Here is an 18,744-nt window from a genome sequence, read left to right as displayed (position 1 = left end):
TGATGTTGTTCTCTGCAGACCGTTCTTCGGAGCGAAAGTGTGCCGAACTGGCAAATCGTCCGCAGATGGTGCGGACTATGCAATATCCATAGGCGAATTCGGACAATGTTTCACCGGGGCGTAGCCCTCGGGCGCTTATGACCGACATGCATGCGAAATCTGTTTCAGCACAACCGTTTCTACGACCGGACCCGAGATGTCGCGGGTATCGACGAGGTCAGTCAAATCAAGTTGTGACAGTCTCGTGACACCGAGCCACCCCACGAAGGCGACCACGCAGCACGAAACCGGCCCTGAGCTGCATGAATGCGGCTGACGACCACGGAGCACGTAAATCCCGCGCGGATTTAAAATCCGCTGCCTCAGTTGTCCACTCAAATCCGTGATAGACCGCCGAAGTCCACGCTACCACCCGAAAAGCACTGTCCTGGTCCACAAATCTGGATCCATATGGACTCCGGTGCCCCCAGTCGGACTCGAACCGACACTGTGCGGATTTTAAGTCCGCTGCCTCTGCCAATTGGGCTATAGGGGCCACCGCTGAACTCTCGCTCCAGCGGTGACGATCATATCGGGCTGCTACTGGGCCGGAATGACCGGCGGCACGAAGTCGAAGGTCATACCGAGAAGCCACACGAGCAGCAGGACCACCGGGAAGTGGAAGATGAACTGCAGGAACGTGAATCCGATCAGATCTCGCGCTCGCAGGCCCAGGACGGCCAACAGCGGCAGCATGAAGAACGGGTTGATCAGATTCGGCAACGCCTCGGCCACGTTGTAGATCTGGACGGTCCAGCCGAGGTTCATCTGCACGTCGGTCGCCGACTGCATCACGTACGGCGCTTCGACCAGCCACTTGCCACCGCCCGAGGGAACGAAGAGTCCGAGGACGACGGTGTAGATCGCGATGACCACCGCGAAACCTCCACCGGACCCGATCTCGGTGAAGAAGGTAGCCAGATGCTCGGAGATCGTGACGCCTCCCCGGCCCTCCGCCTTGGTCAACATGGCGGCCATCGCGGCGTACAGCGGGAACTGCACCAGGATGCCTGCGGTCGCAGGGACAGCCTTGCTCACCGAATCGAGGAAGCGGCGCGGGGTGCCGTGCAGCACCAACCCGAGCATCAGGAAGACCAACAAGTACCCGTTAAGGCTGCTCACCACCGACAGCACTGGCAGCGTCAACAGTTGGGAGACAAGCCATCCCAGGGTCATTGCGCCGACGAAGAGCGGAAGAATGCGACTGTACTCGAGCCACTCACCCGGCCTGCTGCGCGGAGCAGGCTCGGCGACGGTGTCGTCGAGGTCGACCTCCATGTCAGCGGCAGTCTTGATCGCGGCCCCCTTGGGAGCGGACACATGCGCGATGACGACCGTCAGAACGATGATGATCACGCACATCAGCAACGACTGCCACGTGAAGATGGTGGTTCCGAAATCGAGTACACCCGTGACCGAAAGCAGCGTCGCCGGAAGCGAACTCGCCGTCGCCTGCAACTGCGCGGCCGAGGAAGACATTCCCAGCGCCCACACGGCCCCGAGTCCCATGAACGCCGCAGCCCCCAGTGCTCGGTAGTCCGTCCTCAGATCGTCCCGCCGCGCGATGGCTCGGGCCAGCAGACCGGCGAACACCAGGCTCAGGCCCCAGTTCAGGAAGGACACCGAGCAGGACAGCAGCGCCACGAAACTGACTGCGCTACTGGAACTCTTGGGCACCTGCGCCAATCGGGTGATCAATCTGGCGACCGGTGGAGATGTGGCCACGACGTAGCCGGTGAGAACGACCATCGCCATCTGCAGCGTGAAGGCAGTCAGGTCCCAGAAGCCGTTACCGAACGCGTCGACCACATTCTGCGGAGACGACCCGTTCGCGAACGCAGCCACAGCCACGACCACCACACCGACCAGAGCGAAGATGTACGCGTCGGGAAACCACTTCTCGGTCCCCTTGGCGAGCGCTTGCGCTACGCGGGCCAGCCCTTTCTCGGCCGGTGCCTGGTCGGCCGCAGCCTGTTCGGCGGGTGACGTCATCGGTGGTCCTCACCTCGAAGGGAGCCGTGACGTGGGCCACAGCACCTGTAAGGCTTCACCGAATGACGCAGCGATGCAACCGACATCGCCGCAGACCGCCTCTGCAGAAATGCAGATCAGATCTTGATGGACATCGCGATGCCGTCGAGAATGTCGTGCTCACTGACCGTCAACGAGCTCACGGCACCGCGTCGCTCGAACTCCTCGGCCAATACGCTGCAGACAATTGCACCGCCGCCGATCACATCGACCCGACCGGGATGCATGGGCCCCAACGCGCTTCGCTGCGTGTGGGTCATCCCGATCAGTCGCTCGCACACCTCGAAGAGCTGATCGAACGGCACTCGCGAGAGGTGTACCGCGTCGGCGTCGTACTCGGGTAGTTCCTTGGCGATGGCCGCGATGGTGGTCATCGTGCCGGCCACCCCCACCCAGCTCGACGCGTCACCGATCGACACTTCCTCGAACGCCTCCGCCAACTTCTCGCGGGCGTACTCACGCGCACCGTTGATCTCGTCGACGGTGGGCGGGTCACTGTGCAGGAACCGTTCGGTGAGGCGTACGCAGCCGATGTTGGCCGAGAACGCGGACTTGACGCCCTTGGCGTCGCCCAGCACGAGCTCGGTGGAACCACCACCCAGATCGACCACCAGGAAAGGCCCTGCCGCAGCGTCGAGTTCACCGACTGCACCGGCGAAGGACAGTCGTGCTTCCTCGTCGCCGGTGATCACTTCGGCCTCGGCACCGGGGATCACCTTGCCGAGCACCTCGCGCACCATCGAGAAGAAGTCCTCTCGATTGGACGCATCCCGAGTGGCCGAGGTGGCGACCATCCGCACTGCTGTGGCCCCGGTCTTGCGAATGATCTCCGCGTACTCGACCAATGCCACGCGGGTGCGCTCGATGGCCTCGGGCACGAATGCTCCGGTGGCGTCGACGCCTTGCCCGAGCCGTACCACTCGCATCTCGCGAGCGACGTCGGCGAGGGACTTACCGTTGTTGTCTGCGACGAGCAGGCGGATCGAGTTGGTGCCGCAATCGATTGCTGCAACCCTGGTCATTGCTTCTCCGCACGTAGTTCTTCGATGGTCGGCCAATCGGCCGGAATTGCCTTGCCGCGCAACGAGTTCTCCGCTGCCAACGCAACCGACTCGTCACCCAGCGGGTTGACGCCCGGACCCTTGGCCAACGAATGCGCGATGAGCACGTGCAGGCACTTGACGCGATCGGGCATACCGCCGCCGGTGAAATCCGTTCCGAGAGATTCGATCTCGTCACGCTCGGCCAGATACGACTGATGTGCGCGCAAGTATGCCGCGGCCAGTTCGGGATCGGTACCGAGACGCTCGGTCATCTCCCGCATCACCCCGGCCGATTCCTGTCGACTGGCCTCGGCCGTCAGCCGCGGATCCGTCAGATAGAACAGAGTGGGAAAAGGCGTCCCGTCGGGCAGCTTCGGGGCGGTTTTCACCACACCCGGCCTGCCGTCCGGAGATCGGTACGCGATCTCGAGTACGCCACGCGGTTCACGTCCGAGCTGCGCTGCGACCGCATCGAGATCTTCCTGCGAGACTGCCGAGGAATTCACCCGACCGGTCCTCCTTCTGGTTCTGGCACCGCCGGCGCGGCCGGTGCAGGTTCTGGCTGTACGAGTGGCATGGGTGCGGACGTCGGCTCCGGGGGTTCGTTCGATCCCTGCGGCTGGACGGCGGTGTTCCACAGTTCGGTGAACCACGGTCCCGTCGGCGTGTTGTCCACGGCGAGGTCCGCGGAGCTCGGCGAGTAATCGCCGGGCAACTGCACCTGATACGGCGTCTCCCCCGGCATGACGAAACGCAGCCGTTCGCGAGCGTCGGCCGCAATGCGCGACGGCTCGTCGAGCTGCGACTTCTGCGTCTGGAGCGCGTCCACCTCGTCCTGCAGGGTCTGACGCTCGGCCAACACGGACTCGAGCTCACTGCGTTGCGAGAAATACGTACGCAGCGGCACGGCCAGCGTCAACGCCAGCGCGCACACCACGACACCGAGGATGACGGCTCGGCCGGTGGACAGTCCGAAGAACGTCCGCTCGGGCATCTTGGGTCGACGAACACCGACGCGCCGGGGCGCGGCCTTGCCGCCGACCACGGCGTCGCGCGCCTGATCCGAGGGTTCCGGTGGGGTGGCCTGCCGGCCGGAGGCGTTCTCCTCGCGAGAGACGCCCCCGGCCTTGGACCGACTCGATGTGGAGGACCGGCCGCGGGGTCGGGGATCACGTCCACCTGGACTGGTCCCGGACCTGCCGCGCCGTGCCATCATTCACTCTCCACTTCGTGCCATACGTGCCTGTTCGCTATCCCTCGTAATTGAACCGGGGGAAAGACAACTCGCCGGCGTAACGCGCCGCGTCGCCCAGAGCTTCTTCGATACGCAGCAACTGGTTGTACTTGGCCACGCGCTCGCTTCGAGCCGGAGCACCGGTCTTGATCTGGCCGCTGCCGACGGCAACTGCCAGGTCAGCGATGGTGGTGTCCTCGGTCTCACCGGACCGGTGGCTCATCATCGTCTTGTAGCCGTTGCGGTGCGCGAGATCGACGGCGTCGAGGGTCTCGGTGAGCGTGCCGATCTGGTTGACCTTGACCAGCAGCGCGTTGGCCGCACCCTTGACGATGCCGTCTTCGAGACGCTCGGGGTTGGTGACGAACAGATCGTCGCCGACGAGCTGAACCTTGTCGCCGATCGACTCGGTGAGGGCAACCCAGCCGTCCCAGTCGTTCTCGTCGAGCGGATCCTCGATGGAGACCAGCGGGTAGGCGTCGACGAGCTCGCCGTAGAAGGCCGACATCTGCTCGGCGGACTTGGTCTCGCGCTCGAAGGCGTAGCCGGTGCCCGCGGTGTAGAACTCGGTGGCCGCAACGTCGAGCGCGAGGGCGACGTCCTGTCCGGGCTTGAGGCCGGTCTTGCCGATCGCCTCGAGGATCAGGTCGAGGGCAGCCTTGGTGCCGGCGAGGTCGGGAGCGAAGCCACCCTCGTCACCGAGGCCGGTGGACAGCCCCTTGGCCTTGAGTACGGACTTGAGCGCGTGGTAGACCTCGGCACCCCAGCGCAGCGATTCCTTGAACGTGGGTGCACCGATCGGCGCAATCATGAATTCCTGCACGTCGACGCCACTGTCTGCGTGTGCGCCACCGTTGATGATGTTCATCATCGGGACCGGCAGGATATGGGCGTTGGGGCCGCCGAGGTAGCGGAAGAGCTCGAGCCCGGTGGACTCGGCCGCGGCCTTGGCGACGGCGAGCGAGACACCCAGCAGGGAGTTCGCGCCGAGGCGAGACTTGTCGGGCGTGCCGTCCAGATCGAGCAGAGCCTGGTCGACGGTGCGCTGCTCGATGGCGTCGAGGCCGATGACCGCCGGTGCGATCTCGTCGAGGACCGCGTTGACTGCCTTCTCGACGCCCTTGCCGCCGTAGCGGTCTCCGCCGTCACGAAGCTCGACGGCCTCGTGCTCACCGGTGGATGCGCCGGAGGGAACGGCTGCACGGGTCAACGTCCCGTCGTCCAATGCGACCTCGACCTCAACCGTGGGGTTGCCACGGGAATCGAGGATCTCGCGAGCTCCGACCTGCTCAATGATGGCCACGAATGCTTCTCCTAGTAACGGGGACCGGCGGACTGTGCCGGGTGCAAGACTAGCCGCTTCCCGGTGCCTCCCGCGATGCACGGAGATCTACGGCCTGGTGCCCACCGAGTACGCGGCCGCTCGATCGCGCACGTCCCGCAGATACTGACCCGACAGGTTGTACGCCATCAGCGCGCTCTCCCAGCCCTGCGCCGTCCGCAGATCACCGCCGCGGGCGCAGAGGTAACGCGCCGCCGTCAGCGCGGCGTCGTCGATGTTGTCCGGATCGGCGACGCCGTCACCGTTGGCATCGACGCCCCACTTCTTCCAGGTCTCGGGAATGAACTGCATGGGGCCCATGGCCCGATCGAACTCGGTGTCGCCGTCCATGACGCCACCGTCGGTGTCCGGAATCTCGGCGACGCCCGGTCCGCCGTCGAGCGGGATTCCGCGAATCGGCGGTGCGACGAGACCGTCGGGTGCCACCGACGAGCCCTGGTACGTGCCGTGGCGACTCTCGATGTAGCCGATGCCGGCGAGTGTCGTCCACGCGATTCCGCAGTCGGCGTCCGTCTCGGTCATGATCGCCGCAGCGTGCCCGTACGACGCCAGGGCGGTCACCGAGATGCCCAACGCGTCGGTCTGGGGTTCGGCCCACGCGAGCAACAAGTCGGCCGTGCGTCCGGGCGCGTTGAAGTCGATGGCCGGTACTTCCGTGCCGGGTCCGGGCGGGATGCCCTCGGGAATCTCGCGTTTCGGTTCGCCGGTGCCGCACGCCGTCAATGCAAGAAGGAGCGACGCTGTGGCGAGCACGCAGATACGGGAGATCACCACTCCATCCTGCACACGCAAGGTAATAGAAAGCTAAAGGCCGAGATAACCCCTGGTCAACGCGTGTTCGGGTTGGGTTGCAGGGTGTATGTTCTGGGCAGCCTTCATTCATGAGGGTCGCCTACCCTTTGCGAGGGAAGGCGTACCAATGTTCGACGCATCACAGGAGCATCACCCGTGTCCACAGTCGTTCTCGCCGCCGGTTCAGCGCCGTCGATCGCCACCCAGATGTTCGGTAGTGGCTTGATCGGCCTGCGCGAAGGGCTCGAGACCGGCATCGTCGTGATGATCCTCGTCGCGTTCCTCGTCAAAGCCGAACGACGCGACGCGCTCAAGTGGGTCTGGCTCGGAGTCGGCCTGGCCGTCGCCATGGTCGCCGCCATCTTCTTCGTGATCCACTACGGCACCTCCACCGTCACCGGACTGACCGCCGAAATAATCGCCGGAGCCGCCTCGCTCGTGGCCGTCGTCATCGTGACCGCGATGGTGCTGTGGATGCGCACCGCCGCCAAGAACATCTCCGGCGAACTGCGGGCGAACATGGAGAAGGCACTCACCGTCGGCCCCGCCGCAGTACTCACGCTGTCCTTCTTCGCCGTCGGGCGCGAAGGCGTCGAAACCGCATTGCTCATGGTCGGCTATGCCGAGAACACCAACGGCAGCCTGTGGCCACTGCTCGGACTCCTGCTCGGCATCGTTGTCGCCGCCGTGCTGACGGTGTTCCTGTACTTCGGTGCCGTCCGCATCAACTTCGCCGTGTTCTTCAAGTACACCGGCATCTTCCTGATCGTGGTCGCCGCCGGAATCCTCGCCTACGGCATCCGCGCACTGCAGATCGGCGGCATTCTGCCCGGCGGCAGCGCAGTCGCCTTCGACATCAGCGCTCACTTCGACGCCTCGAGCTGGTACGGCACCGTGCTCGGCGGCATCTTCAACTTCCGTCCCGAGCCCACTGTTTTCCAGGCGATCGCGTGGGTGCTCTACATCGTGATCGTGTTGTTCCTCTTCCTCCGCCCGGTCCGCGTTCCCGCGGCTCCCGAGCCTGTACTTCAGAACTCCTGAAAGGCACCACCACCATGCGTCGTTCCACCTTCGCCCTGGCCGCAGTCGCGGTTCTGCCGATGGCATTGGCCGGATGCACCGAAAAGTCCTCCACCGAGGCCGCATCGGGCGATATCGCCGTCACCGCGACGGACTCCTCCTGCGATGTGAGCGCATCCGAGGGCACCACCGGCAACTCGACCTTCCAGATCACCAACAACGGCAGCAAGGTCACCGAGTTCTACGTCTACGGCGAGGGTGACCGCGTCATGGGTGAGGTGGAGAACATCGGACCCGGCCTGACGCGTCAGCTCATCGTCGCCCTGCCCGACCCCGGCACGTACCAAACCGCATGCAAGGCAGGCATGGTGGGCGACGGCGTGCGCGCGGACTTCGTGGTGACCGGCGAGTCGGTCCGCTCGGCGGGCGAGGACGGGCTGCTCGCCGAGGCCGCCGCGGGCTACAAGCGCTACGTCGTCAGCCAGATCGACGCACTGCAGGACACCACCACCTCGTTCGTCACCGCCGTCAAGAGCGGAGATGTGGCCGCGGCCAAGGCGCAGTTCCCCATTGCGCGTAGCTATTACGAGCGCATCGAGCCCGTCGCCGAGAGCTTCCCCGACGATCTCGACCCACGAATCGACCTGCGTGAGCCCGACGTGGAGCCCGGAGCCGAATGGACCGGCTTCCACCGCATCGAAAAGGATCTGTGGACGCAGGGCCTGCAGCCCGACACGAACGCGATGGCCGATCAGCTCGAGGCCGACATCACCGAGCTCGCCGACAAGATCAAGGCCGACGACTTCACCATCGACCCCATCCAGGTGGCAGGCGGCGCGCAGGGATTGCTCGACGAGGTCGCCAAGACCAAGATCAGCGGTGAAGAGGACTTCTTCTCGCACACCGACCTGTGGGACTTCCAGGCCAACGTCGACGGCTCGCAGGCCGCCATCGCCGCCGTTCGTCCGATCCTCGACGAGCGCAACGCCGAACTGGGCACTGCCATCGACGCGCGCTTCGCCGAACTCGATGCCGAACTCGCCAAGTACCGCAGCGGCGACGGTTTCGTCTTCTACGACACCGTGACCGAACCGCAGCGTCAGGAACTGTCCAACAAGATCGACGCATTGTCCGCCGAAGTGAGCCAGGTGCAGGGTGTCGTTGCCGGACAATAAGACCGGACAGTTCTCCCGACGGCGCCTCTTCGGTGCCGTCGGGACCGGTGCTGCGCTCGTCGGAGTCGGCGCAATCGCCGGACATGCGACGGCCTCCGGTGCCGAGGTGCCCGCGTCGGATGTCGTCGAGTTTCGTGGAGACCACCAGGCCGGCATCGTCACCCCGGCGCAGGATCGCATGCACTTCGTCGCGTTCGACATCACCACCGACTCCCGCGACGACTTCGTTGCGCTGCTGAAGAAGTGGACACTGATGGCCGAACGCCTCACCAAGGGTGAGGAGACGTTCGACGGCGGTGCTGTCGACGGTGGCCAGTACAACCCGCCGTCGGACACCGGCGAGGCGCTCGGCCTGAGCGCGTCATCGCTGACGTTGACGATCGGATTCGGGCCTTCTCTGTTCGACCGATTCGACCTGGCCTCGAAAAGACCTGCGTCACTTGCCGATCTGCAACACTTTCCGGCCGATAATCTCGACCCCCGCCGCTCCGGCGGTGACCTGTGCATCCAGGCCTGCGCCGACGACCCGCAGGTTGCCGTACACGCCATCCGCAACCTCGCACGCGTCGGCTTCGGCACGGTGTCGGTGAAGTGGTCGCAACTCGGCTTCGGTCGCACCTCGTCCACCTCGACCACCCAGGCCACCCCGCGAAACCTGTTCGGCTTCAAGGACGGAACCGCCAACCTCAAGGCCGAGGACCCGACGCTGCTCGACGAGAACGTGTGGGTTGCCCCCGAGGACGATCAGGAATGGATGGCAGGCGGCTCCTACCTCGTGGCGCGTCGAATCCGCATGCTCATCGAATCCTGGGACCGCACCACGCTCAAGGAACAAGAGCGAGTGATCGGGCGCAGCAAGGGAACCGGCGCACCGCTGGGTCAGAAGGACGAATTCGACGCACTCGACTTCGAGTCCCAGGGGCCCGAGGGCACCTTCATCGACAAGACCGCCCACGTGCGCCTGGCGTCCAAGGAAAACCTCGGCGGCGTCCAGCTCCTGCGTCGGGGATACAACTTCACCGACGGTTCCGACGGCTTCGGCCACCTCGACGCCGGACTGTTCTTCATCGCCTACTGCCGCGACCCACTGACCCAATTCGTCCCGATGCAACTGGCCCTCTCCCGCAAGGACGCACTGAACGAATACATCCAACACGTGGGATCGGCGGTATTCGCCTGCCCACCCGGCGTCGGAGAATCGGACTACTGGGGTTCGACGCTGTTCGAGTAGACCGGTCCCCGCGTCGGCGTCAATGGACCCTTGCATGCGTCTGGCCGCTGCAATGGTCCATTCACGCACGACCCCGGCCTGCGTCGATGGCGCATTGCACACGTCTGACCGCTGCAAGGGTCCATTGACACAGGCGGGCGGTGAATTAGTACGGTCGGCTCGGTCCATACGTCGTACATCATCGTCATCGACTTCGGGAGCACACATGGGACAGCTGGTTCGGGTACAGAACTTCACCATCTCGAGCGACGGAATTGCTGCGGGGCCGGACCAAAGCTTCGAGAACCCGTTCGGTCTCGACCATCTGGCACTGATGAGGTGGTACTTCGCCACCGCCAGCTTTCCTGGAAACGCCGGTTCGGGTGGCAGTCGCGGACTCGACGACTACTTCGCCCGCGACTTCGGCAACAACATCGGTGCCGAGATCATGGGCCGGAACAAGTTCGGACCCCAACGCGGACCGTGGGCCGACCACGAATGGCAGGGCTGGTGGGGTGACGAACCGCCGTTCCACACCCCCGTCTTCGTCCTCACCCACCACGCGCGACCATCGATCACACTGTCCGACACCACGTTCCACTTCGTCGACGGCGAGCCCGCCGAGGTTCTGAAGCAGGCAAAGGAGGCCGCGGGCGGTAAGGACGTGCGGCTCGGCGGTGGCGTCACCAGCATCCGAGAATTCCTCGACGCCGACCTCGTCGACACCATGCACATCGCCGTCTCGCCCATCGAATTCGGCTCGGGCCTGAAGCTGTGGGATTCACCCGACGAATTGAACGACAGATTCGAACACGAGGTGATCCCCAGCAGCAGCGGCGTCACGCATCATTTGTTCTGGCGCAGGTAGCAGGTCCGGATCGAGGTACGAGGGGTGGATGGGAACCCTCAGCCCCGCAGACCCCAGTGCTCGATCCAGTCGAGTGCAGACATCTCCCCGGGCGCGATGCCGGCGTTGCGGGCCGAGGCTTCGGCGTTGCGGATCAGGGATGCAAAATCCAATACCCGACGCCGAAGCAGGTCCTCGGCACTGTCTCCGCCGTGCGAGTGATCGACTCCGATGTGTACGACGCGAAGGCCGTCGGGAATCAGTTCGTCGGGCAGGCCTGCCTTGGTGGCGCGGCCGATCACCTTTTGTGCCAGTGCCAATGACGGCTGAGACAGTGCGATTCCGTCGACGCAGGATCCGCGCGCCTTCTCCGAAGCCTTCTGCTCTTCCCAGGCTCGCTCCTGCTCGGCGATGTCGATGGGGCCGTTGCCCGTTCGACCGAGGTGCGGGCTGCGGTGGGTGAGCTTGGCGACGAGTCCCGCAGCGACGTCGTCGACGTCGAATGCGTTCTCGGCAGCATCCTGAGCAATTCTGGAATGAAAGAGCACCTGCAGCAATAGGTCTCCGAGTTCTTCGCGCAGGTCCACCAAGTTGCCCGCTGCGATGGCGTCGAGCAGCTCGTACGTTTCTTCCAGCAGGTACCCGCGCAACGACTCGTGGGTCTGCTGCGCTTCCCAGCCGCCGAGTGTGCGCAGGCGATCCATCAACCGGACCGCCGCGATGAGGTCGTCACCGGGGAGCTTCTCGGCGGCGATGATCCGTTCGCCGAGCCCGATCCGTTCCTGAACGTCGGGGTTGGCCGGGTCGGTGCTCACCAGAACAGCGTCGACGGCGTCGGGCGCAGCGGTTCCGGAGAACAGCCACCGCACTCGAACCGGCACTTCCTCGGTGAATTGCACGGGCTCGCCCAGAAATTCGACGGCGTCCACCGGGACCTGCGTGGGACGGACCGGGTCGAGCAGAACTACCGTCACCGCTACACCCCCACTGTTTGCTCCAGCAACACCGACCGAGATGGTTTCCCGTCCAAGGATAGGATGAGATCGGCGATGAACTGGACCAATTCGACGTCGCGTACGCGCGCCGCCCCCACGCCGCCGCCCTCGACGCGCGGCAGCGGCAACTGCACCACACCGGTGGTGGCCCGGTACGCAGCACTCGGGTACAGCCGCTTGAGGCGGATCTGCTTGGAATCGGGCAGATCCATGGGGGCCAGCTTCACCTGCGTTCCGGCGACGTTGACGTCGGTCAGACCGTATTCCTTGGCGATCAGGCGCAGCTTGGCGATGGAGACCAGGCGGCCGACCTCCTCGGGCAGCGGACCGTACCGGTCGACGAGTTCGTCGATGACGGCGTCGATGCCCTCGGAATCTGCTGCCGCAGCGAGCTTTCGATAGCCCTCGAGCCGCAATCGATCGCTGGTGACGTAGTCGGGTGGGATGTTGGCGTCGACGGGCAGGTCGATGCGCACTTCCTTGGGTGCCTCGTCGGTGGTGATGGGCTTGCCGTCGGCGGCCGCGCGGTACGCCTCGACCGCTTCACCGACGAGCCGCACGTACAGGTCGAAGCCGACGCCTGCGACGTGACCGGATTGCTCCGCGCCCAGAACGTTTCCGGCACCACGGATTTCGAGGTCCTTCATCGCCACGGCCATACCGGCACCGAGATCGGAGTTCTGCGAGATGGTCGCCAGCCGGTCGTATGCGGTCTCGGTGAGCGGCTTCTCCGGCGGATACAGGAAATATGCGTAACCGCGCTCGCGACTACGGCCCACTCGGCCTCGCAGCTGGTGCAACTGAGAGAGGCCCAGCGAATCGGATCGCTCGACGATCAGCGTGTTGGCATTGGAGATGTCGAGACCGGTCTCGATGATGGTGGTACACACCAGCACGTCGGTCTCGCGCTGCCAGAAGCCCTGCACGGTGCGTTCGAGTGTTTCCTCGTTCATCTGACCGTGCGCCGTCGCCACCCGCGCCTCGGGGACCAGATCACGAATCTTCTTGGCGGCCTTGTCGATCGAGCTCACTCGGTTGTGCACGAAGAACACCTGGCCGTCGCGCAGCAGCTCACGCCTGATGGCCGCGGCCACCTGCTTGTCGTTGTACGCACCCACGTACGTGAGCACCGGGTGCCGCTCCTCCGGCGGTGTGAGGATGGTCGACATCTCCCGGATTCCGGCCAGGCTCATCTCGAGTGTTCGCGGAATCGGCGTCGCAGACATCGTCAGCACGTCGACGTGGGTTCGGAGCGACTTGATGTGCTCCTTGTGCTCGACGCCGAAGCGCTGCTCCTCGTCGACGATGACCAGACCGAGGTCCTTCCAGGCCACACCGGTCTGCAGCAAGCGGTGCGTACCGACGACGATGTCGACCGTTCCGTCGGCCAACCCGGCCATGACCTCTCTGGATTCGGAGCCGTGAGTGAAGCGGGAGAGCCCCTTCACCGTCACCGGGAACGACGCCATCCGAGCGGTGAAGGTCTGCAGATGTTGTTGTGCCAGAAGCGTTGTCGGAACCAGCACGGCCACTTGCTTGCCGTCCTGCACCGCCTTGAACGCGGCGCGAACCGCGATCTCGGTCTTGCCGTAGCCGACGTCACCGAGGATGACGCGGTCCATCGGCACCGCCTTCTCCATGTCGGCCTTGACGTCGGTGATGGCCGTCATCTGGTCGACGGTCTCGGTGAACCCGAACGCATCTTCCATTTCGAGCTGCCACGGGGTGTCGGGCCCGAAAGCGTGCCCGGGCGCTGCCTGACGAGCGGCGTACAGCTGCACGAGTTCGCCGGCGATCTCGCGAACTGCCTTGCGCGCCTTGCGTTTGGTGTTGGCCCAATCGGACCCGCCGAGCTTGCTCAGAGCCGGCAGCTCGCCGCCGACGTAACGCGAGAGCTGATCGAGCGAGTCCATCGGGACGAAGAGTCGGTCGCCTGGATGGCCCCGCTTGCTCGGTGCGTATTCGACCACGAGGTATTCGCGTCGGGCGCCGCCGATGGTGCGTTCGACCATCTCGACGAATCGACCGATGCCGTGCTGATCGTGCACGACGCTGTCGCCGGCGACGAGGGCGAGCGGATCGACCTGGTTACGACGCTTCGCCGGGAGCTTGCGCCCCTCGCCCGCTGCGGCCACGCGGTTGCCGGTCAGATCGCTCTCGGTGACGACCACGAGTTTCGCGTCGGGAAAGACCAGGCCGTCGTGCAGCGATCCGCACAGGACGTTCACGACGTCGGCGACGGGGACCGCACCGGAATCGAGATGTGCCGCAGGCACTTCGGCCTCGGCGAGGCGTTCGATGATGCGGGTGGCGGTACCTGCACCCGCGACGGAGATGACCGCACGACCACCGGTGGCGATGTGCGCCCGCAACGTTGCGAACAGGGCCGTCAGCGCCTCCTCGGATCCCCGCACCTCCGGGACCGAATCGACGGCGAGTTCGACTTCCTCACCGTTGCCGGATGCCAACGGACTGATGGTCCACCACGGACGACCGTGCACCTGCGCCGATTCGCGAACCTGTCGAAGTGAACGGTAGGCCGACGCACCGAGGTCGAGAGACGCACCTTCGAGGCTGGACGTATCGAGAGTGGAGGTATCGAGCGGCGCAGCTCCTCCGATCGACGCCGCCGTCCAGGATGCTTCGAGGAACTCCTGCCCGGTGCGGACCAGATCTGTTGCGCGCGTTCGGATTCGCTCGGGATCGCAGAGCAATACGTGTGTTCCCGCGGGGAGGGTGTCCGCGAGCAACTGCAACTCACCCGGTTGCAGCAGCGGCAGCAGCGCCTCCATGCCCTCCACCGGGACGCCTGCGGACAGCTTGTCGAGCATCTCGACCAACGCGGTGTCGCCGGCGTTGTCGGCTGCGAGGACCGCGGCGCGGTCGCGGACCTCCTGGGTGAGCAGCAGTTCGCGGCACGGCGGAGCGATGACGAGATCGACCTCGTGATCGGGCAACGAACGCTGATCGGAGACCGCGAACGCGCGGAGCTCGGTGATCTCGTCGCCCCAGAATTCCACGCGGACCGGGTGATCTGCCGTCGGCGAGAAGAGGTCGAGGATGCCGCCGCGGACGGCGAACTCGCCGCGCTTGCCGACCATGTCCACGCGCAGGTAGCCGAACTCGACGAGTCGGTGGATCAGGCCGTCGAAGTCGATGTCGAGGCCGACCTTGAGGGTCACGGGTTCGATTTCGCCGAGACCGGGTGCCATCGGTTGCACCAGTGAGCGGACGGTGGTGACGATGACGCGCAGAGGATCGCCGTAATCGGTGTCGCCGGGGCGAGCGAGCCGTCGGAGCACATCGAGCCGCTTGCCGACGGTATCGGCGCTCGGCGAGAGTCGCTCGTGCGGAAGTGTCTCCCACGACGGGAACATGACCACACCGCCGCCGAGGATCTGGCGGAGTTCGTCGGTGAGATCGTCCGCTTCACGCCCGGTGGCGGTGACGATCAACAGTTGCGTGTGCTGCGCGATCGCGGCGGCGACGAACGGGCGAACCGAGTGCGGTCCGATGAGTGTGTGTTCGGCGGTTCCGATCGCGTCGGCGACGGCCACCATGGCCGAATCGGTCAGCGCGACGCTGGCCAGACCCGAGAGTTGCAGCGCCGCGTCGGGAACGATCGGGGCCGGCCCGGATGAAGAAATGGCAGGCAGAGAATCGGAAGACAACAGCAATGCTCCTACAAGCGAGTCGAGGCGATGGCTGCTCACACACAGTCACCACCGAGTCTATGGGAGCACACCGACAGCCCGGCGAGCGGGAGACGACGGGCTACGTCAGAGCAGCGTCGAGCATCGTCGAGAGAGACTCGGCAGCAGCAACCGAGTCGTACTCCGGGTCGTGCAGGCGCTCGGTGACGATCGCGTCGATCCCACCCCCGGTGATGACGGCCAGGGTGCGTGAATCGACGCCCGTCGTCCCGCGAGCCCGAACGGATGCGTCGATGATGTCCGCCAACGGACGCCATCGATCCTCCGGGCTGTGGCCCAGAGCCGAGTTGCCGAGCGCCTCGACCAACATGCGGGTGTGCGTCGGGTGGTCGCGAAGATGGCCGACCATCGCACGCACGTACGCCTGTGGACCCTCCCGGGCGTCGACGGCCTCGACCGCGGCCGCCACGTCCTCCACCAGTGCCGCGAGAACGAATCGATACGCGGCGTCGATGACTGCGTCCTTGGTTCGGAAGTGATACAGCACAGCAGCTTTGGTGATCCCGGCACTGTCCGCTATGCGGGCGAGCGAGACCTTCGCATACCCGTGTTGGGCGACCGAGTCGATCGTGACGTCGATCAGCTGAGCGCGTCGCGCGCGCTCGACGAAGCTCGGTTCTCTCGTTGCCACGATCGCCAGCCTACCGTACGGTTGAATTACTTACCGATCGGTTAGGAGATTCGCGATGGACGACCGGGCACCGAACACGCGGCGTCGATACCTGAAGATCGCCGCTGGGACGTCGACCGTCGGCGTGCTCGCCCTCGCGTTCGCGCTCCGGTCTCCGTCACCGGTGGGCCACTGGAACAGCGCGGCGAGCGAGGACCGTTTTCTCGCCGCCTACGACCGTGCGTTCGAGGATCTGCCCGATCCGGCGGAGACGCTCGACATCAGAACCGACTACGGCGTCGTGCGTGTCCATCGATTCGCGGGCACCGGAACCTCGACCCACCCTCTGCTTCTGCTCCCCGGCCGTTCCTCGGCCACACCGGTGTGGGCGGCCAACCTGCCCGGACTGCTGACGATCGGCGACGTCTACACCGTCGACCTGCTCGGCGAGCCGGGTCGCAGCATTCAGGAACGGCCGATCACCAGCGACGAGGACCAGGCCACGTGGCTCGATCAGACACTCGCCGCTCTGCCGACCGACAAGGTCCATCTCGTCGGACTGTCGATCGGTGGGTGGACCGCAGCGAACCTGGCGCTGCACGACAGCACGCACCTCGCCACTCTCACTCTGATAGACCCGGCCCAGACTTTCGCCGATATTCCCTGGGGCACCGCGATTCGGGCCCTCCCCGCCGCCGTGCCGTGGCTTCCGAAATCCTGGCGGGACAGCTTCGATTCCTATACCGCGGGAGGCGCAGAGGTGCAGGACGTCCCCGTCGCCGACATGATCGAAGCCGGGATGCAGGGCTATTCGCTGAAGCCGCCACAGCCCACACGTTTTACCGACGAGCAACTCGCGACGCTCGACGTGCCCGTTCTGGCGATCATCGCGGGCAGGTCGGTGATGCACGACGCCCAGGAGGCAGTCGCGAGGGCAGAGCGGACACTGCCCGACGGGACCGTCCGGCTCTATCCGGGCGCCTCACATGCCGTCAACGGCGAGTATCCGGAACGATTGCGCGATGACATCGCCGACTTCGTGGGCCGGCATCGCTAGTTACGGGCCGAAGCGGATGACGCGACGCGCTGCGAATTCGCGGAAGTAGTCGAGCTTGTTGGCGGGAACCAACGCCGGGAGAAGGTAGTACCAGAGGCGCTCCATGCGCGACGGCAATTCCTCGGTGGTGGAGGTGGCAACTGCCACCATGTGTACGCCGGTGAGGATTTCCAGGACCAGAGATCCGATGGTGCGCGAATCCGAGTTGGGGTCGATGTCCCCCTGCGCGATGGCCTTGGCGGCGAGCCTGTCGAACGACTCGCTCCACCCGGCCATGACGTTGCCCTCGGTGCCGCGGTAATCGCCGATCTGATGGCTCAGCCGAAGCATGGCCGAGACCATGGGGTCGCTGACCGAGAGGTCGACGACGATGTAGGAAATACCGATCGCCGCTTCGAGTGCGGGGATTCGACCGTCGTTGAACTGCGAGCAGGCCGTCGTCAGACGAGCGTTGCCCTCGTCGATGACCGCACGTGCCAGTTCTTCCTTGGAGCCGAAATGGAAGTACAGAGCGCCCTTGGTGACCTGGGACTGAGAAATGATCTCGCTGAGGCTCGCGTTCGCGTACCCGAGGCGCAGAAATACGTTCGCTGCGCCAGCCAGCACGGTGTCGCGAGTGATTTCAGCGCGGGCCTGCCTGACCATGGGATCCGCCTTCGCAATAAGAACTGCCACTGCGCAAATTACGCCCGAACGGTACCACTGAGTGGCTTTACGTCTCGTGCCAACATGCATCGGTCCGATTGAAGCACTGTGCCGTAGGTGACACAGCTCTCATGGCCGACAAAGGGGACGATACCCCCTCATACGCCGCGGAGAGACCGAACCGTGTACTCATTCCTCGGTCAATCGAGGGTCCGCTTCCAGATTCGTCAGCCCGTTCCAGCACAGGTTGACCACGTGCGCCGCCACCACTTCCTTCGACGGGGTACGCACATCGAGCCACCATTGCGCGGTCATCGACACCATTCCGACGAGGGCCTGGGCGTACATCGGCGCGAACTCGGGATCGAGACCTCGGCGCGAGAAATCTCCGGCCAGCATGTGCCCGACGCGACCGACGGCCTCGTTGAGCAGCGACGAGTACTTGCCGTCCTCGGCGGAGACCGGAGAGTCACGAACGAGGATGCGGAAGCCGTCGGTGCGGTCCTCGATATAGGTGAGCAGCGCCAGCGCAACCCGCTCGACACGGATCCGCGACCTGTTGAGATCGAGGGAACTGGTGATCATTCCCAGCAGAGTCGACATCTCGCGGTCGACGATGACGGCGTAGAGACCTTCCTTACCGCCGAAGTGCTCGTAGACGACCGGCTTGGACACGTTCGCGCGTCCCGCGATCTCCTCGACGGACGCGGCCTCGTACCCGCGTTCGGCGAACAGCGTCCGACCCACCTCGATCAACTGCTCGCGCCGTTGCGTCCCCGTCATCCGGACCCGAGGTGAGCGTTCCTGCTCGGAGGCTGCGCCTGTCATGGAAAACCGCTTCCGTCACCGACCGTGTGCATTGTCAGACGCCACCCTCGACGTCTCCCTCACCCTAACCATGTCCGAACCATCCGGTTTCGAACGTCGCGAGTGCAGGGACAAGAACAACTCGAACGGTCTCATGTGCGCCGCGGTTCGACTCACCACTACC

At 65.0% G+C, this 18,744-nt stretch carries 16 protein-coding genes and 1 tRNA gene; 5 read left to right on the top strand and 12 right to left on the bottom strand.

What is annotated here, in order from left to right; genetic code table 11:
• Window positions 1–461 precede the first annotated feature (461 nt).
• The 7 genes from CH274_RS19905 to CH274_RS19875 form a co-directional block, all read right to left on the bottom strand.
• Window positions 462–535 (bottom strand) — tRNA-Leu (locus CH274_RS19905).
• A 44-nt stretch (window positions 536–579) separates the two neighbouring features.
• Window positions 580–2,031, bottom strand: a complete 1,452-nt coding sequence (locus tag CH274_RS19900; protein WP_094658597.1) for a short-chain fatty acid transporter — start codon at window positions 2,029–2,031, stop codon at window positions 580–582.
• A gap of 116 nt (window positions 2,032–2,147) precedes the next feature.
• A complete protein-coding gene (locus tag CH274_RS19895; protein WP_094658595.1) occupies window positions 2,148–3,092 on the bottom strand; it encodes a Ppx/GppA phosphatase family protein in 945 nt (314 codons plus the stop codon).
• The gene (locus CH274_RS19890; RefSeq protein ID WP_032395686.1) at window positions 3,089–3,619 is read right to left on the bottom strand and encodes a DUF501 domain-containing protein; all 531 of its coding nucleotides are present in this window, start codon (window positions 3,617–3,619) and stop codon (window positions 3,089–3,091) included. Before CH274_RS19890 ends, CH274_RS19895 begins: the two co-directional genes overlap by 4 nt.
• The gene (locus CH274_RS19885; RefSeq protein ID WP_230596801.1) at window positions 3,616–4,329 is read right to left on the bottom strand and encodes an FtsB family cell division protein; all 714 of its coding nucleotides are present in this window, start codon (window positions 4,327–4,329) and stop codon (window positions 3,616–3,618) included. Before CH274_RS19885 ends, CH274_RS19890 begins: the two co-directional genes overlap by 4 nt.
• 34 nt (window positions 4,330–4,363) lie before the next feature.
• A complete protein-coding gene (eno, locus tag CH274_RS19880; RefSeq protein ID WP_008718800.1) occupies window positions 4,364–5,650 on the bottom strand; it encodes a phosphopyruvate hydratase in 1,287 nt (428 codons plus the stop codon).
• A gap of 87 nt (window positions 5,651–5,737) precedes the next feature.
• The gene (locus CH274_RS19875) at window positions 5,738–6,448 is read right to left on the bottom strand and encodes a lytic transglycosylase domain-containing protein (protein ID WP_373453938.1); all 711 of its coding nucleotides are present in this window, start codon (window positions 6,446–6,448) and stop codon (window positions 5,738–5,740) included.
• Between the two features lie 240 nt (window positions 6,449–6,688).
• On the opposite strand from CH274_RS19875, the gene efeU reads away from it, so the two are divergent.
• From efeU to CH274_RS19855, 4 genes are all read left to right on the top strand, one after another.
• Complete coding sequence (efeU, locus tag CH274_RS19870) at window positions 6,689–7,522, top strand: iron uptake transporter permease EfeU (RefSeq protein ID WP_045200201.1); 834 nt, start codon at window positions 6,689–6,691, stop codon at window positions 7,520–7,522.
• Between the two features lie 14 nt (window positions 7,523–7,536).
• Window positions 7,537–8,676 (top strand): iron uptake system protein EfeO, encoded by a 1,140-nt coding sequence (efeO, locus tag CH274_RS19865; protein ID WP_094631263.1) that lies wholly within the window; start codon window positions 7,537–7,539, stop codon window positions 8,674–8,676.
• Window positions 8,657–9,907 carry an iron uptake transporter deferrochelatase/peroxidase subunit gene (gene efeB / locus CH274_RS19860; RefSeq protein WP_094658593.1) on the top strand — a complete coding sequence of 417 codons (1,251 nt, stop codon included), beginning with the start codon at window positions 8,657–8,659 and terminating at the stop codon, window positions 9,905–9,907. The genes efeO and efeB overlap by 20 nt, the downstream gene beginning before the upstream one ends.
• A 205-nt stretch (window positions 9,908–10,112) precedes the next feature.
• Window positions 10,113–10,754: a dihydrofolate reductase family protein gene (locus tag CH274_RS19855; RefSeq protein WP_094658592.1), complete on the top strand. Its 642-nt coding sequence runs from the start codon at window positions 10,113–10,115 to the stop codon at window positions 10,752–10,754.
• A gap of 38 nt (window positions 10,755–10,792) precedes the next feature.
• Here CH274_RS19855 and CH274_RS19850 read toward each other — a convergent pair whose 3' ends face one another.
• The 3 genes from CH274_RS19850 to CH274_RS19840 all read right to left on the bottom strand — a co-directional run bounded on the left by CH274_RS19850 (window position 10,793) and on the right by CH274_RS19840 (window position 16,072).
• Window positions 10,793–11,707, bottom strand: a complete 915-nt coding sequence (locus CH274_RS19850) for a MazG family protein (protein WP_094645610.1) — start codon at window positions 11,705–11,707, stop codon at window positions 10,793–10,795.
• 2 nt (window positions 11,708–11,709) lie between these two features.
• Window positions 11,710–15,288 carry a transcription-repair coupling factor gene (gene mfd / locus CH274_RS19845; protein ID WP_256993649.1) on the bottom strand — a complete coding sequence of 1,193 codons (3,579 nt, stop codon included), beginning with the start codon at window positions 15,286–15,288 and terminating at the stop codon, window positions 11,710–11,712.
• A 214-nt stretch (window positions 15,289–15,502) separates the two neighbouring features.
• Window positions 15,503–16,072: a TetR/AcrR family transcriptional regulator gene (locus CH274_RS19840; protein ID WP_032395694.1), complete on the bottom strand. Its 570-nt coding sequence runs from the start codon at window positions 16,070–16,072 to the stop codon at window positions 15,503–15,505.
• A gap of 55 nt (window positions 16,073–16,127) precedes the next feature.
• On the opposite strand from CH274_RS19840, the gene CH274_RS19835 reads away from it, so the two are divergent.
• A complete protein-coding gene (locus CH274_RS19835) occupies window positions 16,128–17,108 on the top strand; it encodes an alpha/beta fold hydrolase (protein WP_094658590.1) in 981 nt (326 codons plus the stop codon).
• On the opposite strand, the gene CH274_RS19830 is transcribed toward CH274_RS19835, so the two are convergent.
• Window positions 17,109–17,753, bottom strand: a complete 645-nt coding sequence (locus tag CH274_RS19830; RefSeq protein ID WP_032395696.1) for a ScbR family autoregulator-binding transcription factor — start codon at window positions 17,751–17,753, stop codon at window positions 17,109–17,111. It lies immediately after the preceding gene.
• Between the two features lie 189 nt (window positions 17,754–17,942).
• Entirely contained in the window at window positions 17,943–18,581 is a 639-nt protein-coding gene (locus CH274_RS19825; RefSeq protein WP_082073772.1) for a TetR/AcrR family transcriptional regulator, read from the bottom strand.
• Window positions 18,582–18,744: the final 163 nt, after the last annotated feature.

Origin of the sequence: Rhodococcus sp. 06-418-5, from assembly GCF_002258285.1 — a bacterium.
Taxonomy (GTDB): Bacteria; Actinomycetota; Actinomycetes; order Mycobacteriales; family Mycobacteriaceae; genus Rhodococcoides.
The sequence above is the reverse complement of the archived record's forward strand: the minus strand, read 5'-3'. Positions and strand labels throughout refer to the sequence as shown.

Coding starts and splice junctions, on each gene's coding strand:
- CH274_RS19900 (WP_094658597.1), bottom strand. CDS start 2,031: ATGACGTCACCCGCCGAACAGGCTGCGGCCGACCAGGCACCGGCCGAG.
- CH274_RS19895 (WP_094658595.1), bottom strand. CDS start 3,092: ATGACCAGGGTTGCAGCAATCGATTGCGGCACCAACTCGATCCGCCTG.
- CH274_RS19885 (WP_230596801.1), bottom strand. CDS start 4,329: ATGATGGCACGGCGCGGCAGGTCCGGGACCAGTCCAGGTGGACGTGAT.
- efeU (WP_045200201.1), top strand. CDS start 6,689: ATGTTCGGTAGTGGCTTGATCGGCCTGCGCGAAGGGCTCGAGACCGGC.
- efeO (WP_094631263.1), top strand. CDS start 7,537: ATGCGTCGTTCCACCTTCGCCCTGGCCGCAGTCGCGGTTCTGCCGATG.
- CH274_RS19855 (WP_094658592.1), top strand. CDS start 10,113: ATGGGACAGCTGGTTCGGGTACAGAACTTCACCATCTCGAGCGACGGA.
- mfd (WP_256993649.1), bottom strand. CDS start 15,288: ATGGTGGCCGTCGCCGACGCGATCGGAACCGCCGAACACACACTCATC.
- CH274_RS19835 (WP_094658590.1), top strand. CDS start 16,128: ATGGACGACCGGGCACCGAACACGCGGCGTCGATACCTGAAGATCGCC.
- CH274_RS19830 (WP_032395696.1), bottom strand. CDS start 17,753: ATGGTCAGGCAGGCCCGCGCTGAAATCACTCGCGACACCGTGCTGGCT.
- CH274_RS19825 (WP_082073772.1), bottom strand. CDS start 18,581: ATGACAGGCGCAGCCTCCGAGCAGGAACGCTCACCTCGGGTCCGGATG.